The 16044-nt window shown below is 58.4% G+C and carries 18 protein-coding genes; 8 read left to right on the forward strand and 10 right to left on the reverse strand.

Annotated elements, in window-relative coordinates; genetic code table 11:
• Positions 1-375: 375 nt before the first annotated feature.
• On the reverse strand, positions 376-1563 hold the full coding sequence (locus tag AC2FEB_RS16035; protein ID WP_496674702.1) for a Zn-dependent hydrolase: 1188 nt from the start codon (positions 1561-1563) through the stop codon (positions 376-378).
• Between the two features lie 136 nt (positions 1564-1699).
• On the opposite strand from AC2FEB_RS16035, the gene AC2FEB_RS16040 reads away from it, so the two are divergent.
• Genes AC2FEB_RS16040 through AC2FEB_RS16060 form a run of 5 tightly spaced genes read left to right on the forward strand, consistent with a single transcriptional unit; the run spans position 1700 to position 5470 of the window.
• The gene (locus AC2FEB_RS16040) at positions 1700-2350 is read left to right on the forward strand and encodes a histidine phosphatase family protein (protein WP_299640004.1); all 651 of its coding nucleotides are present in this window, start codon (positions 1700-1702) and stop codon (positions 2348-2350) included.
• Positions 2351-2368: 18 nt separating this feature from the next.
• On the forward strand, positions 2369-2983 hold the full coding sequence (locus tag AC2FEB_RS16045; RefSeq protein WP_496674700.1) for a glutathione S-transferase family protein: 615 nt from the start codon (positions 2369-2371) through the stop codon (positions 2981-2983).
• Between the two features lie 14 nt (positions 2984-2997).
• Positions 2998-4044: a saccharopine dehydrogenase gene (locus AC2FEB_RS16050; protein ID WP_496674698.1), complete on the forward strand. Its 1047-nt coding sequence runs from the start codon at positions 2998-3000 to the stop codon at positions 4042-4044.
• A gap of 12 nt (positions 4045-4056) precedes the next feature.
• Positions 4057-4305 (forward strand): SemiSWEET family sugar transporter, encoded by a 249-nt coding sequence (locus tag AC2FEB_RS16055; RefSeq protein ID WP_117871884.1) that lies wholly within the window; start codon positions 4057-4059, stop codon positions 4303-4305.
• Positions 4306-4327: 22 nt separating this feature from the next.
• Entirely contained in the window at positions 4328-5470 is a 1143-nt protein-coding gene (locus AC2FEB_RS16060; RefSeq protein WP_496674696.1) for a saccharopine dehydrogenase family protein, read from the forward strand.
• A gap of 92 nt (positions 5471-5562) precedes the next feature.
• Here the strand turns inward: AC2FEB_RS16060 and AC2FEB_RS16065 are convergent, their stop codons facing one another.
• The 5 genes from AC2FEB_RS16065 to AC2FEB_RS16085 form a co-directional block, all read right to left on the reverse strand.
• Complete coding sequence (locus AC2FEB_RS16065; RefSeq protein WP_117871880.1) at positions 5563-5766, reverse strand: DUF1127 domain-containing protein; 204 nt, start codon at positions 5764-5766, stop codon at positions 5563-5565.
• A gap of 59 nt (positions 5767-5825) precedes the next feature.
• Positions 5826-6053 (reverse strand): YjiS-like domain-containing protein, encoded by a 228-nt coding sequence (locus tag AC2FEB_RS16070; protein ID WP_299899449.1) that lies wholly within the window; start codon positions 6051-6053, stop codon positions 5826-5828.
• Positions 6054-6179: 126 nt separating this feature from the next.
• A complete protein-coding gene (locus AC2FEB_RS16075; protein WP_496674693.1) occupies positions 6180-7247 on the reverse strand; it encodes a hypothetical protein in 1068 nt (355 codons plus the stop codon).
• A 153-nt stretch (positions 7248-7400) separates the two neighbouring features.
• The gene (locus AC2FEB_RS16080; protein ID WP_496884212.1) at positions 7401-7718 is read right to left on the reverse strand and encodes a DUF3775 domain-containing protein; all 318 of its coding nucleotides are present in this window, start codon (positions 7716-7718) and stop codon (positions 7401-7403) included.
• An 86-nt stretch (positions 7719-7804) separates the two neighbouring features.
• Positions 7805-8578, reverse strand: coding sequence for a DUF1365 domain-containing protein (locus tag AC2FEB_RS16085; protein WP_496674691.1), 774 nt, complete (start codon positions 8576-8578; stop codon positions 7805-7807).
• A gap of 146 nt (positions 8579-8724) precedes the next feature.
• On the opposite strand from AC2FEB_RS16085, the gene AC2FEB_RS16090 reads away from it, so the two are divergent.
• Genes AC2FEB_RS16090 through AC2FEB_RS16100 form a run of 3 tightly spaced genes read left to right on the forward strand, consistent with a single transcriptional unit; the run spans position 8725 to position 10493 of the window.
• Entirely contained in the window at positions 8725-9381 is a 657-nt protein-coding gene (locus AC2FEB_RS16090) for a sigma-70 family RNA polymerase sigma factor (protein WP_117871868.1), read from the forward strand.
• A gap of 10 nt (positions 9382-9391) precedes the next feature.
• On the forward strand, positions 9392-10042 hold the full coding sequence (locus AC2FEB_RS16095; protein ID WP_496674689.1) for a ChrR family anti-sigma-E factor: 651 nt from the start codon (positions 9392-9394) through the stop codon (positions 10040-10042).
• 46 nt (positions 10043-10088) lie between these two features.
• The gene (locus tag AC2FEB_RS16100; RefSeq protein ID WP_496674687.1) at positions 10089-10493 is read left to right on the forward strand and encodes a hypothetical protein; all 405 of its coding nucleotides are present in this window, start codon (positions 10089-10091) and stop codon (positions 10491-10493) included.
• Positions 10494-10496: 3 nt separating this feature from the next.
• Here the strand turns inward: AC2FEB_RS16100 and AC2FEB_RS16105 are convergent, their stop codons facing one another.
• The 4 genes from AC2FEB_RS16105 to AC2FEB_RS16120 all read right to left on the reverse strand — a co-directional run bounded on the left by AC2FEB_RS16105 (position 10497) and on the right by AC2FEB_RS16120 (position 16042).
• A complete protein-coding gene (locus AC2FEB_RS16105; protein WP_299639981.1) occupies positions 10497-11726 on the reverse strand; it encodes a DNA recombination protein RmuC in 1230 nt (409 codons plus the stop codon).
• Between the two features lie 57 nt (positions 11727-11783).
• Positions 11784-13649 (reverse strand): DNA mismatch repair endonuclease MutL, encoded by a 1866-nt coding sequence (mutL, locus tag AC2FEB_RS16110; RefSeq protein WP_496674685.1) that lies wholly within the window; start codon positions 13647-13649, stop codon positions 11784-11786.
• 261 nt (positions 13650-13910) lie between these two features.
• The gene (locus tag AC2FEB_RS16115; RefSeq protein WP_496884213.1) at positions 13911-14840 is read right to left on the reverse strand and encodes a metal ABC transporter permease; all 930 of its coding nucleotides are present in this window, start codon (positions 14838-14840) and stop codon (positions 13911-13913) included.
• Entirely contained in the window at positions 14837-16042 is a 1206-nt protein-coding gene (locus AC2FEB_RS16120; protein ID WP_496674682.1) for a metal ABC transporter permease, read from the reverse strand. The genes AC2FEB_RS16115 and AC2FEB_RS16120 overlap by 4 nt, the downstream gene beginning before the upstream one ends.
• Between the last annotated feature and the right edge of the window lie 2 nt (positions 16043-16044).

The raw sequence follows: 16044 nt of genomic DNA on the forward strand, positions 1-16044 counted from the left end.
CAGGCATCTCCCACCCAGCAAAATCAACCATCTTACCACCCAAAGCAACGTGAAGGTCATACAAGGGCGTGCGTTTCGGTGACGTCATGATCCGGCCAACTTCCGATTATTTAAAGGTCAAAATGCATGACAGTCAGTCTGCCCCAAGCCGCATAGAATGCAATGATTCCACCCGGTTTTTAGTGAAACACCGATCCGAAGAAGAGGCGGTATACAGACGCATGCACCATGAATGTTCCTATAGGAAACTTTTTTCCGTTAGGCAACAGCCCTCGTTTTCACCGGGTAAAAATCCATTCATCTTGCCAAAAGCCAAGAAGAGGGACTTCTCCGCTGATGCAACATCTTCTTCGGCAGTATTTTGCAAAGTGACGCTCAAGTGGAGAGTGTCCGCACGGCATGATCCAGAACTTCGAGCCCCGCAATCAAATCGGCCTCTGCCGTATCTTCGGCAAAGTCATGGCTGATTCCGCCGATCGAGGGCACGAACACCATCGCGACCGGCATCAATCGAGAAACGTTGGTGGCATCGTGCAAGGCCCCTGACGGCATTCTGCGCCACCTATTCGGAGCGACCCGCTCCGCACCGTTTTCGAGTGCGCGGCGCAAGGTTTGATCCATGGCGACGGGTTCCAGCCCCAGCATCGGGTCGTAGTCCAAATTCAGTCCCAGTTCCTCGGCCGTCTCATGAACTGTCGCTCGAATGATCTCCTCCATCCGGGCCAAACGGTCTGCATCACCATCGCGCCATTGCATCGAGAATCGAACCCGTCCCGGCACGATGGACGATGCGTTTGGATGCAGGTCGACTCGCCCGATAGTCCAGACAGTCTGCGGGGTGACAACATTGCGAAACCGCTCATTGAGCCGGGTGTTGAACAGGGACAGGGCCTGAAATGCGTCACGACGCAGGTGCATGGGGGTGGTGCCGGCGTGATTCTGCTGACCTTGAAAGGTGATCGACATATCGCGGATGCCAACGATATCGGTGACCACGCCAATCTGGCCTCCAGACGCGTCCAGCGAGGGGCCCTGTTCGATATGCATCTCTATGAAGCCAGTGAAACGGGACGGGTCCACGAAACCTTGCGCCAGGTCTGCCATGGATGATCGGGCCTGGCCAAAGCTGACACCGGCCCCATCCGTCAACACATCGGCTTTTTCCAGAGGTAACCCGCCCGACCAGACGGCCGAGCCAGTGGTCACACCAAACCGCCCCTCTTCGTCCTGAAAGCTGACAACCGAAACGGGCCGGTCGCTGGAACGTGCGATATCCAGCGCGGCAATGACGCCCAGCGCACCGTCAAGCCAGCCGCCTTCAGGTTGACTGTCAGAATGTGATCCCAAAAGCAGCGAGGGGCCGGTCGCCAATCCGAACAGGTTGCCAACCGGGTCAAACTGCGGGGTCAGGTCTGCTTCGCGCATACGTCCGGCAAGCCACTGGCGCGCGGCGATATCCGCGTCCGAATAGGCGGGGCGGACAACCCCCTTGCCCACACCCGAGGCACCGAATTCACGCAACTTATGCAGGTCAGTCAGAAAACGCGTGTGATCGACGGTCATAAACCCCTCCGAAGACTTGTACGGGGCGAACCATAGCCAGAAACAGAAAAGGGGCGAGGTTTTTTTCAACGGACATGAAACCCCTCTGGCACCGGAGGGGAACCTGCCCTAAGACTTCGGCGCAAGAGGGACCGACATGTCACATATCACATTGGTGCGTCACGGGCAGGCAAACACAACAGCACGGGACGAGGTAAGTTACGACAGGCTCAGCGACTTGGGGCATCAGCAGGCCCGCTGGCTGGGGGCGCATCTGCGTGATACCCGCAGCCATTATACCCGGGTCTATTGCGGCACCCTGACCCGCCACGCCGAGACAGCGGCCAGTATGGACTTGCCCAATCCAATCCGCGACGCACGACTGAACGAGATCGAGTATTTCACGCTGGCGCAATTGTTCGAGGACCAACACGGTGTCGCGATCCCCACGGACCGCGAAGGTTTTGTCGAACATCTGCCCAAAACGTTTGCGGCCTGGGCCAATGGCGAAATTGAGAACCCGCCGGAAACTTTCGTAGAATTCGAGACGCGCGTGCGCGACGCGCTGCACGAGATCGGAACCGAGGGCGGATCGGCCATTGTCGTGACCTCAGGCGGGTTAATTTCGATGGTGGTGCGTCAGGCGATGGGGTTGGATATCCCGTCAATGGCACGGGTGGCCCTTGCCATCATGAACACGTCAATGCATCGTCTGCACCCGATTGGCGCTCAACTGAGCCCGGTTCTTTTCAATGCCGTACCGCATTTGGAAGCCCCTGACCGACAGTTCGCGCAGACCCACCTGTAACCAGACCGGAGACGCCTGATGCAGCTCTACTATGCACCCCGTACCATCTCGGTCGCTGTTGCGATTGCCCTGGAAGAGGCCGGACTGGAATACGAAGCAATCAAGCTCGACTTCGCCGGGGGCGAGCAGACGAAACCGGCCTACACACAGATCAATCCCAAGGGCCGCGTTCCGGCGCTGGTCGTTGATGGAGGCATCCTGACCGAGACCGGGGCTTTGCTGGAGTTTGTTGCCGCCAAGGCCCCCGAAGCAGGGCTGGTGCCTCCCGATCCGGTGATGGCCGCGCGGATGCGCGAAGTGATGTTCTACCTTGCCTCGACCATGCATGTGAATCATGCGCACAAGTTGCGCGGGCACCGCTGGGCCGACAAGAAATCCAGCTGGAAGGACATGAAAGACAAGGTCGCGCAAACGATGACCGAATCCTGCACTTACATCTCGTTGAACGGGCTGCGTGGACCATTTGTGCTGGGCGAGGCGTTCTCGCTGGCCGATGCTTACCTGTTCGTGGTGTGCAGCTGGCTGGAAGGCGACGGAGTCGACGTTTCGGCCTTTTCCAAAATCGTCGCCTTCCGTGAGGCGATGGAGGCACGTCCCTCGGTTCAGGCGGTGCGTGCCGCCGGAATGCTCTGACAAAAGGAAGTAAGATGACACATCTCTGGGTCCGGGCAGAACAGCGCCCGAACGAAGAACGGGTTGGGCTGACACCGGAAGGTGCCGCCGCGCTGATCGCGGCTGGCATCCGCGTGACGGTCGAGGAAAGCCATGCCCGCGCCATCCCACTGGACGGCTACAAGGACGCTGGCTGCGAGATCGCGCCCGAGAATTCCTGGTCCGATGCCCCGCTGGACGCGATTATCTTCGGCCTCAAGGAACTGCCCGAAGACGGTACACCCCTGCCCCACCGCCACATCATGTTTGGCCACGCCTACAAGGGCCAGCATTCGGGCCGCAAGCTGCTGGAGCGGTTCAAGGCCGGTGGCGGCACGCTTTATGATCTGGAATACCTCGTGGATGAGGATGGTCGCCGGGTTGCTGCATTCGGGTATTGGGCCGGTTATGCGGGTGCTGCCGTTACGCTCAAGACCTGGGCGGCGCAGCAACGAGGCGGGATATGCCCGCCCGTCGGTGTGTACGCAGGCAAGGATGCGCTGAACGCGGAACTTCTGGAAGAGCTTGACGCCACCGGTGCAGCGCGCCCGCGCGCCATCGTCATCGGAGCTTTGGGCCGTGTGGGCACCGGTGCCGCAGACCTGTGTGAGGCGATGGGCGTCGCGGTCACCAAATGGGACATGGCCGAGACGGCCAGCGGTGGACCTTTCCCAGAAATCCTTGACCATGATCTGTTCCTGAACTGCATTTTCGCGCGGCCCGGCACTCCGGTCTTTGTCCCGCGCCAGGCTCTGACAGCCCGCCGCAACCTGACAGCCATCGGCGACGTGGCCTGCGACCCGGACAGCGACTACAACCCGGTGCCCGTCTATGACCGCGCCACCACATGGGAAGCACCCGCCCTGCGCGTGGCCACCGACCCGGTGATGGACGTGATGGCAATCGACAACCTTCCGTCTATGCTGCCGGTTGAAAGCTCGGAAGACTACGCGGCGCAGCTTCTGCCGTCCCTGCTGACCCTGACCGATCTGGAAAAGGGTGTCTGGTGTCGCGCGCGGGACGAGTTCAACAAACATGTTTAGGCGAGCACACGCATGGAACACCTGATCGGAGGGGCGGCGGCGGTTCTGGGTACCATTTGCTGGTTGCCGCAGACCCTGAAAACCTGGCGCAGCCGCGAGACCAAGGATTTGTCTCTGCCCGCAAACCTGTTGATTCTGACCACCCTGACTTTGTGGCTGATCTATGGGTTGATGATCTCGGCGTGGCCGCTGATCCTCGGCAATGTAATATCGATCCTTCTTGTCGGTGCGATTGTGACCGCGAAATTGAAGTTCGGCTGAACAGCCTCAGAGGAGTTTTCTAATGACCATTCATTGGTGTGGCACCGGCCTCTCGGCCATTCCCGGCCTGCGCCGCCTGATCGAAGGCGGCCATAAGGTCGCCGTCTGGAACCGGACCATCGAAAAGGCCAAGGCCGAGGTCGGAGACCTGACCGACGACATCCGCGCCTTCGACACCGACGCGCTCGGCGCTGTATTGGAGAAGGGCGATGTGATCGTCTCGATGCTGCCGGGCGACTGGCACGTGCCGCTGGCAGAACTGGCGATTTCGAAAGGAGCCAATTTCGTCTCGTCCTCGTATATCGCGCCCGAGATGCGCGCGCTGGATGACAAGGCGCGCGAGGCCGGTGTCGCACTGGTCAACGAGGTCGGTCTGGACCCGGGCATCGATCACCTGATGGCGCATGCGCTGATCGACGACTACCGCGGTTCTGATGCATTCGATCCGAAAAACCACCTGAGCTTCATCTCATATTGCGGTGGCATTCCCAAACATCCGAACCCGTTCCGATACAAGTTCAGCTGGTCGCCGCTGGGCGTGCTGAAAGCACTGCGGTCGCCGTCGAAGTCGATCCGCGATTACGCGCCGCTGGACGTAACCCGCCCGTGGGATGCAATCAGCAGCTACATTGCCCCGCTGCCAGCGCCGGAAAGCTTCGAAGTCTATCCGAATCGCGACTCGATCCCCTTCATGGCGCAATACCATTTCGAGGATCACTGGCCAGTCAAGGAATTCGTCCGCGGCACCCTGCGCTTGAACGGCTGGGCCGACGCGTGGTCGGATGTGTTCACCGAGATCGAAACCCTGTCTGGTCCCGAAGGAGATGCCCGTCTGAAAGAGATGTCGGACCAGTTCTGGGAGGAAAACGCCTATGACGAAGGCGAGCCTGATCGCGTTGTACTGTGCGTGGGATTGAAGGCCGAGAAAAACGGTATCCCCGTCTGGCACAAGACCTATGTCATGGACGCCTGGGGGGATGAGCGTGGGACGGCGATGGCGCGTCTGGTGTCCATTCCGGTCTCACTTGCCGTCGAGGCCGTATTGAACCGCGCCATCCCGGCCGGAGTTCACGCGGCCCCCAGTGATCCCAAGCTGGTGCAGGGGTGGATGAGCGAAATCAACAGGCTGGCCCAGCATCTGCAAATCGTCGATCACACGGCCTGAATGCAAAAAAAGCCATTCCAGACAGTCTGGAATGGCTTTCATTGTTCTTCCTTATGCATGTTGTACTCATTCGGGTTTCTCTCACCCGACCTTTAGATATACCGCTGGATAGTATCTTCGATATCACTGCGGTTGATTCCGAGCTCTGACAATTGATGATCGGTCATTGCATTCAGATGCTGCGCTGCGCGGACAATATCAGGGCTGATCGAACGGATTCGCATTGCACGATCGAACAGCAAAAGCGCGCTGGCAGCCGGAGCCGATTGATTGGTGGGCGGTATGACGTCGAACATACTGGTAACCTCGCTAACAGGATCACGGGAGTTGGTTTCAGGTCACGCTGAGTGCTTTATCACTGCCGGTAAGGCTTGTTGTTATAAACACTCTCATATGCGCATCGTTTGATCTGATCCCGCTGGACGCCGATATCGGCCAGTTGCAGGTCATCAAGCTTTTCCAGATCCCGCACGGTTTTCGAGAAAATCCGGCGGCGGAAATGCTCAACCTTTGCATCCGCATAGTTTGAAAACAGACCGTCAAGCAGGCCACCCCGGCCTGCGAACGTTTGTGTATGTGACATGTCTTTCTCCTCCTGAACTTGATGTCATTGTCTTCCTGACATCAAATAAAGGAGGCATTCGTTAAGGACGCCATTCCAAAACATTAACGTGCGTTTAAAGATCCTGCGCTATTGCCGGACCCGACTTTACCTGCTTTCGGTGGGCAAGACTGTCTGAATGGCAAAACGCGTCGCCGGATCGATGTTCCCAGCGGAAAGGAGAGCATCGAACTTGTGTTGCAAAGGAGAAAAGTCCCAATACCGAACCGCAATGGCGGTTTGCGCAGCCAGTGAAGTATCACGATCTAATACGCGGCCATAGATCTCCAATATTTTAGCACGATGTTCGGGCATCGACGTGCCCGCATCAGACAGGGCTCGGATCAGGCTGCTTTTTTCGTCAAATGACAAAGTCGCTTGAGTAAGAGCTGCCTCGATCCTGGCAAGGGCTTCTGAACTGTCCGCTTCAATTCCCGCGAGTGCCCACTCCTCCAGATGCACCCCACCGTTCTGTAGCCGCGCCTTGTATCGCGACCGAACAATAGAAACCGCAGTTGCGTCCGATTGTAACCCGAGTAGCCTGATCGATACCGGCGCATAGTTGAACCGCTGTAATGTCTGAACTTCCTGTAACAGCTGCTCCGGTGGTACAGCCAGTCCAGCGGCACGAACTAACTCGTATGGTGCACGACTGATCTCGACCATCGCCGTATCACGCAATATCCGGTCGGAATGTGTGAGAAAGCTGCCAAAGAAAGTCACTCGTTCGATGTCTTTCGTTTCACCCAGAATCCAGTTTTGCCCGTTGGTCTGAAGTGCGTCCAAAAACCGAGCCCGTTCCGGAGTAATCCGAAAAACCTTTTTCCAGCTCCGCGAAAACCCGCGACCGGCGGCATCGATGTCGTCGGTGCCGTATATCAGCAAAACGCGGGCCTCAGTATCTGATCGAAATGCCGCGCGTGTTGCGCTATCAATGAGAAAGGGAATATCTGGTAGCGACGAAAGCTTTCCCTGAGTTCCTTTGATAATGGTAACAGGCTGATACTTAAAAGCGTTATCAAACGCTGGCCGTGCCAGAATAACTACGTTCGCCGATAGTATGCGGTCAGCAAGCGTAAACTCCGGCAAAGTTAGACAGATGCTGCATGCCTCCACAGGTCGGACGCTCGCAATCCCCAAAAAAATCGAGACAAAGAACCCGAAAAGCCGTGTCATACGTCGCAAGTTCCTGCCCCTAAATCCAAAACCCACCCTGTTCGTAGGTTGTAAACTAACTCAATTTGAGAGCATATGCCATTTCTTGAACGCCGGTGGCTTGGTCTAGGGGCGAACTATCGGTTTAGATTGCTTCATGACCTTGGGTGCCGTCTACATCAGATCATTTTCGACGTCCTCGGCCGATATCCCCAGCGCATCCAAACCATTCTCAAGATGATCGGACATGTGCGGAGTACCGATCAGGTATTCGGCGCAGGGGGTTGAGGCCTCAGCCTTGGCAGTGGCAATCGCTTCGGCCAGATCTTCGGCGAAAAAACTCTCGCGGCCGATCCACATGATGGCAACCAGTTCGGCTTGCTCGTCTTCGCTCATACGTTCGATAAAGGCGCGCATTTCACCTTCTGCCCGGTTTAGCTCGCGCCCCATCATGGCTATCTGAGCGACCTTTCTTGCCGATATTTCCAACATGGATCATGTTCCTCGTGTTCGCGGTTGTCATGCCATCACAATCACCGAACACCACCCGAGTCTTTGATCTTACGCAAACAACGGCCCTAGTGCCGCGCCCGTGAAACCGGCTGGTCCGGTACCGGTTGCCTGCGAAACGGGCGAAAGGTTGCTTTTTTCAACCACAGCCTGAAAGCCTGCCAGACGATCAGTGCAAAGGTTCTCCGGGCGCCAAATGGTCGCCGCAGCAAGGACCACAGGATCACCCGGTTGGTCAGGGGCTGCCGCGGTCCGGTCAGCGTCGCGATCAGCCCACCACCAGCGCGGCCATAGTCGATCCAGACGCCGACCCGATCCGGGCGATAGTCAAAGCGGAACGTATAACTGCCTTCGATCTTCTGAAACGGTGAGACATGCATCAGCTTGTCCGCCACCACCCTGTCAGTCGGTTCGATGGCCGAGAAATCGGGTTTGTGACACAGGTAGCTATGGCGGGTGCCATAAGTATTGGTGACTTCGGCGACCACGGCATAAAGATGGTCACTGTCGTCAAAACAGAACCAAAAACTGACGGGATTGAAGACGTGCCCAAAAACGCGGGGTTGGGTCAGCAACTCGAAGCGCGCCGGTTGTTGTACCGACATCTCATCAAACCGCGCACGCAGCCAAAGCGCGCCTTCGCCCCGACCTGGCTCTCCTCCATGATCTCTGGTGCGCCAGTTCGTGACATTCGCGCGATCAACCGAAAACAGCAAGGGCGTGTTCTGTGCTGCTTCGGGATCCAGCAGAATGTAGTCGACCGAGTAACGAAACGCGTTTTCGATCGCGCCCTTGCGCCCGTGGTAGGTGTGGCCCGCGATAAGGTCTATTTCCTGCGTCATCCGTTGCTTTCCGGCCTTCTCGTAAACACCCTTAACTGCACTGAATTTCTTCAGATGCCGATAACCTTGATACGGAAATTTGCACAAATTGGATCATAATGTCCCTATAAAGTGATCCGGCTTGGGTAACGCGCCGTATTGAGGTTATGTTTACCGAGATCGATACCGTGACCTTGGACGAACCTGCGGCTCAACCGGCCGCCCTTCAGCCTCGGCGCGAAAAGAAACGCATCAAGGGTGGACGGGTGAACGGAACCAACGGCAGGCGCGAGACCAGAACCGAATGGGTGGATCACGTCAGGCGCATCCGCGACGAGCAGGATCAGGCGGCATTTGCCGAGCTGTTCCAGCATTTCGCGCCGCGCATCAAGGCGTTCCTGATGAAGTCAGGGTCAGACGCCGCGATGGCGGAAGAGTGCGCCCAAGAGGTGATGGCGACCTTATGGCGCAAGTCCCATCTGTTCGACCCAACGCGGGCAACGGTGGCCACCTGGGTGTTCACCATCGCTCGGAACAAGCGCATTGACGTTCTGCGCAAGCAACGCCGTCCCGAACCCGAAGATCTGTGGTGGGGTCCCGAGGCCGAGCCTGAGCAGGACGATGTCATCGCGCTGCAACAGGAAACCGCGCAGCTGCGCACCGCTTTGACAGCGTTGCCGGACGCGCAGAGAGAACTGATCGAAAAGGCGTATTTCGGTGATCTGAGCCATCGGGAAATCGCGTCACAGACCGGCTTGCCGCTGGGAACGATCAAATCACGAATTAGGCTGGCGCTGGACCGCTTGCGCCATGCGATGAACTGAGATGGGTAACATGAGTAAGTCGATCAAACATCACCTGACAGATGACCTGTTGATGGCATATGCCGCAGGAAGTCTGCCCGAAGCCTTCGACCTGATGGTCGCGACGCATCTGTCACTGTGCGACCATTGCCGTGCGCGGGCCGGAAGTTACGACGCCGTAGGTGGGCATGTTCTGGAGGAACAGACAGAATCCATCGCCATGAGTGATACATCTCTGGCCGCGACAATGGCGTTAATCGCTAAAGGCGCACCAGCGGCGAAACCTGTGCGTCCGAATTGCCCAGTGTTGCCGGCGCCCTTGCAGGACTATGTCGGCGGGACTGTCTCTGATATCCGCTGGAGACCCGTCGGCATGGGCGTAAAGCAAGCCATCCTGCCGACGACAAAGGATGCGACGGCCCGCTTGCTGCTCATTCCAGCCGGTGCTGCCGTTCCTGATCACGGGCATCATGGAATGGAACTGACGATGGTGCTTCAGGGCGCTTTCTCGGACGAAGTGGATCACTTCGCCCGTGGCGACGTCGAGATCGCAGACGAGGATGTGGAACACACACCTTTGGCGGACATTTCGGAAGATTGCATTTGTCTGGCGGTTACGGATGCACCGTTGAAGTTCAACAAGCTGATGCCGCGCCTGTTCCAGCCCTTCCTGCGTATCTAAAGTTGCCTGCGATCCCCGCGCAAGGCGTGTTTTGAAAGGAATGATCATGTTCGGAAGACTTCTTGTATCCGTCCTTCTCGTTGCAGTCGCGCCCGTCGTCTCGGCCCAAATGTCGGCCGAGGTTCAGTTTCAGCCCGGCAATTATGGAACCATGGTCAGTGGGACCATCTCAGGAGATAAGTACTTCGACTATACGCTTGGCGCCAAAACCGGGCAGGAGATGTTTGCCGATCTTCAGGTCAGCGATACCAATGGTAACGGCGTGATCTATTTCAACATCCTGCCGCCAGGCAGCGACGGTGTCGCGATCTATAACGGATCGATCGACGGCAACACCGCCCGGATCAATCTGCCCGAAGATGGAGACTATACGATCCGCGTCTATCTGATGGGTAATGACAGGGACACCGGTAAAACCGTAGGGTACAATCTGGACCTGTCCATCCAATAGATTTCAACCTTCGTGTCTCGCAAGGGGCACAACGTCAGTTTCGGCCTTCGTCTCGATTTCTTCAAAATCGAAATTGTCCAGACGCTGCGCACGGCGGCCTGCCTTTTCGGCGCTGATCTTGATCTCTGAGATATCCTTGGCCGCCTGCCCGAAATGACGATCCAGGTTCGAGACGCGATCACCCAGGCGGTCCACATCCTTATGCAGCAGCCCCAACTCTTTGCGTATTGCACCGGCCTGTTCGCGCATACGCGCATCTTTCAGGATCGCCCGCATGGTATTCAGCGTGGCCATGCACGTGGTCGGGGACACGATCCAGACCCGCGCGGCGAACCCCTCGCGTACAACGTCGGGAAGACGGGCGTGCAGCTCGGCATAAATCGCTTCGGACGGCACGAACATCAAAGCACCGTCCGCGGTTTCCCCATCCAGGATGTACTTCTCGGAAATCGCATTGATATGCACTTTCACCGCTGCGCCGAAGGCCCGAAGGCATCTATCCACATCCGCCTTCGTCTGCGCAGCGGCCAGCGCCTCGAAATCCTCCAAAGGGAATTTTGCGTCGATCACGATCGGTCCCGGCGGGTTCGGCAGGTGAATCAGGCAATCCGCCCGCCTGCCGTTCGACAATGTGGCCTGCAGCGAATAACTGTCAGCGGGCAGCGCCTTGGACACGATATCGTTCAGCTGGATTTCCCCGAACATCCCGCGCCTCTGTTTGTTCGACAGGATATCCTGCAAAGACAGCACATCGCCCGACAGTTTGGTTATATTGTCCTGCGCCTTGTCGATGGCGGCCAGACGTTCCTGCAATTGGGTCAGCGAGGTCGCCGTCTGTTTCGACGAGCCATGCAACGTCTCTTTCATCCGTTCCTGCATCTCGGCCAGCGCACGCGCCGATTTCATTGCATTATCCGCCAGCCGGTCATTCATCTGTTGCTGGACCGAAGCCAAACGCGCCTCGACCGTCTGAATCACCTGCATCTGCGCGTTGGCCTGAGTGTCCGAGACATGCTGAAGGCCGCCGCGCAACTGTTCCTGTCCCTGGCCCAGTTGCTGGACGTGCTGACCCAGATGCGCCATCTGCCGCGCCAGAGGTTCCGCCATCCGGGCCGAGCGGTTGGCCGCCCGCAACGACAGGAACAGCAGCAGCAGAATCAACGCTACCACGCCACCCACGGTCAGTATCACGGGATCATTCAACGCCATCTCAGTGCCTGCAATCTGGATCATGGGGCTCAGGTTGTTCTCGTTTTGTTTCTATCTTGTTAAGCCATGTTTGAAACCAGATCAACTGCGCCCGAACAGGCGTTCGATATCGCTGAGTTTAAGTTCCACATAGGTTGGTCGCCCATGGTTGCACTGGCCGGAATGCGGCGTCGCCTCCATCTCGCGCAGCAGGGCATTCATTTCTTCGGCGCGCATCCGACGACCGGATCGGATCGACCCATGGCAGGCCACACGGCTGAGGATCGCCTCGATCCTTGACTGCACCATCTGACTTTCACCCTGATCCGCGAGTTCATCCAGGATATCGAGGATCATCGCCCTCGCATCGACTTCGCCCAGAATGGCAGGGGTTTCGCGTACGGCAATGGCGCTTCCACCGAAGGGTTCGATGGTTAAGCCAAAGCGCGTCAAATCATCTGCGACGGCCATCAGGCGGGCGCAATCCCCTTCGGACAATTCCACGATTTCCGGAATCAGCAGGGCCTGCGCCGCGACGCCATTCTCGGCCATCTGCGTTTTCAGCTTTTCATAAACCAGCCGTTCATGTGCAGCATGTTGATCTACGATCACCATGCCATCGGCGGTCTGAGCAATGATGTAATTCTCATGCACCTGTCCGCGGGCTGCACCAAGCGGCAGATCCTTCGCCTGAGGCTGCTCCTGAATCTCGGCGACCTGTGCAATCGGATTCGGCTCGACAATGCTGCCACTGTAGTCGTTGGCCAGTTCGGCAAATCCCGGAGCCTGCGGACGAAACGCCGCCGTGCGCGCGGCAGGCGACGGGCGATCCATCTGATAAACCCGCGCAGGTGCCGGCTGTGCCGGTTCCGGCCGCATTGCGCCCAGCGTCGCATTCGCAACGGTCGAGGATGCCCTGTGCCCGGCTTCCGCCAAAGCATGGCGCAGGCTGGAAACGATCAGCCCCCGCGCAATACCGGGATCTCGGAACCGGACCTCGGATTTGGCAGGGTGGACGTTCACGTCAACCAGCGTGGGGTCGCAGTCGATGAACAAAGCCGCAGCCGGGTGGCGGTCGCGGCTCAGGAAATCGAAATAAGCCGCCCGCAGCGCGCCGGTCAGCATCTTGTCGCGCACGGGGCGTCCGTTGACGAAAAGGTACTGTGCCACGGCTGCGCCCCGCGAATAGGTTGGCAGAGCGGCGTAGCCGTAAAGACGGATGCCTTCACGTGTGGCATCAATCTGCAAGGAGTTTTCTGCAAATTCGCGCCCGATCACGCGGGCCAGTCGGGCGTGGAGCGCATCAAACAGATCTCCGTTCTCGCGATCCGCGCGAAAAGTCACGCGACCCTCTCCGCCACCGGACACATCTCGCAAGGTAAATGTCACGGAAGGTTCGGCCATGGCCAGCCGTTTCACTATGTCGGTGATTGCCTGCCCCTCGGCCCGGTCGGTGCGCATGAATTTCAGGCGGGCCGGTGTGGCGTAGAACAGATCGCGCAGTTCGACCACAGTCCCCGTGCGCAGGGCGGCGGGTTTGACCGCATCCATCTTGCCACCCGCGACGTGCACCTGCGCCGCATCCGCGCCGGGAACGCGGCTGGTTATGGTCAGACGCCCGACGGCCCCTAAGGACGGCAGAGCCTCGCCCCGAAAGCCGAAAGTGTGGATGTTCAGCAGGTCCGACCCGTCAATCTTTGACGTGGCATGGCGGGACAAGGCCAGCGGAAGATCTTCCGCCGAGATACCGCACCCATCATCCGTGACACGGATCAGGGTCTTGCCACCATCGGCAACATCGATGGCAATCCGGGTGGCCCCTGCATCGATTGCGTTCTCGACCAGTTCCTTGACCGCCGAGGCCGGTCGTTCCACCACCTCACCAGCCGCGATGCGGTTGATTGCGGCATCATCGAGCTGCTTAATCACGGGGCGTTTTTCGCCGATATTGGGGTTTGCCTGGGCCATACCCCTAGACCTAGCATAGTCGCGCACGATTCTGCCACCGGTTTGAACAGTACATTTGAAGGGAGGGGGCGTCCGGGTGTCCGCGAACGAGGCTTCATTCCGGATCACCCGGACGTGCCAAGTGAGTGGTGTGTTTCAGCTAATTAATGGGGCAGGATGTATCATGCACGTGTTGGAAAATCTGCTTAAGATTCTCCCGCTCAGTTTCTGGGCAGAGTTTGGCCGATGGCGTATGGGCAAGTGTGGCGGGAAAATGCTCGATTAGACAGACATGTGAGCGCCGATCCGAGCCCGGCAGGGGCCGAACATCGCTGCCAAAGCGAGAATCAGGCCTGACATCGTGGCGATCATACCCGACGCGCTGACGGCATCCGCACCACCCAGCCACAGCGGGCCATAGCCTGCAAGTACATAGCCCGACACCGCCGCGGCAATGGCGAACACAACGCTCCAGGCAATCTGCGCTTCCAGCCGGTTGGTCAACATCCGTGCCGCGGCGGGCGGGCAGATGAACATGGCGATCACGATGATCGAGCCCACCGCGTCAAAAGCCGCCACCGCCGCAATTGCCGCGGTGATGACCAGTGCCATGCCCAGAACGCCGGTGCGAATGCCAATGGTCCGAGCAAAGCCTTCATCGAAGGTAGAGATCTTCAGCGGCCGCCAGAAAAGCCATGTGAACAAAGATACACCGACCAGTGTCAGCGCAATGCGGGGTAATTCCGGGGGCAACCCGGACAGCGCCTCTTTGTCCAGCAAGGACGACCATCCGGTGGCGTCCAGCCAGATCAGGCTTTCGAGATTGCCGTAAAGCGCATGTTCCACATCCAGATGCACCGTCGACGTATCCGTCTGCTCAAGCAACAGGACGCCCGCGGCGAACATGGTGGTAAAGACCACGCCCATGGCGGCCCCGGGTTCGATCTGACCCAATCGGCGAATGGCTTCGATCAGCACCACGGCCACAACGGCAGCGCCTGCCGCGCCCAGCATCATCGGCCAGGTCGATATCGTCCCTGTGATCAGAAACGCCACAACAATTCCCGGCAGCACCACATGGCTGATCGCGTCTCCGATCAATGCCTGTTTGCGCAACACCAGAAAATTGCCAGGTAATGCGCAGGCAATGGCCGCGAATGTACCAATCAACAACGGCGTCAGAGACAGGGGGACGAATTCTTCACCACTCATACCGGCACCCCCGTTGGCCCGCCGATGCGGTGGTCTATCTCGGCGATCTGATCGCGGGTCAGGACGGTTTCGATGTCCCGTAACCCATCATAAAGCGCGGCTGTCGCCTCGTGCGCCTGATCTGCGCGCACGATTTCCCAGCGCTTTTCGTCCCGCAACGCCTTGGCCGCGCGAGCTTTGCCGATGTCGGTCGCAACGCCGTCCGCGCGCACCAGCCCAGCGCGGCGCAGCAAGCGCAGGGTCAGGGGCTCGTAAATCTTTTGCCCTTGCGCCAAGGCCAAAAGACCCTGACGAATATGCACCCGACGCTGGAAGCGCAGATGACGTAACACCGCAGCCAAAACGCCACGTATCGGTGCAAAAAACAAAGACACGACAAAGAAGGCAAAGCTGACCAGAACGATGATCGGCCCTGTCGGCAGGTTTGGCGCCGAGGCCGAAATGGCCGCGCCAATGTAACCGGCCAGCCCGCCAGCAACTCCGGCAAGAAGAACAACATGGTCCGAGCGTTCGGACCAGAACCGCGCGGTCACGGCGGGAATGATCAGCAAAGCCACGATCAGAATCAGACCCACGATTTTAAGGCCAACCACTGTAACAGCCATGACCAAACCCATCATGGCCAGATCAATTCTGTGCACCGGCAACCCGCGGGCCGCAGCAAACTCGGGATCGAAGGCGACAAGAATCATTGGGCGACGAATGATCATGACCATCAGCAGCGTCGCCGCCCCCCCGATTGCAATGATCATTGCATCAGCCCAGAGCATCCCGGCAGTGGACCCTAGCAGGAAGCCTTCCAATCCGGCCTGACGGCCTACGCCCATCGTCTGTATGACAGTCAGCAACACGATGCCAAAGCCGAAGAAAACCGACAGGACCGCTCCGATGGCGGCGTCCTCGGCCAAACGCGTGTGACGCGTCAGCCAGTTCATGCAGAGAAGGCCGATCCAGGCCGAGATGGCCGATCCTGCCAACAGGCCCAGCAGGTTGCGCCCGTCCCCTCCCAGCGCGACCAACACCATGAAAGCCAGACAGACGCCTGGCAGAGTCGCGTGGCTGATTGCATCACTGACCAAAGCGCGCTTGCGCAGGAACAGAAACGTCCCCGTCACTCCGGCTGAAACACCCAGCAAGGTTGCACCGATGGCAACCAGCGTGGCGTTGTAACCAAGTTGAAGAGTCAGAGCATCCCAAAGCATGC

The sequence above is a fragment of the Ruegeria sp. YTSC106 genome, from assembly GCF_059609765.1.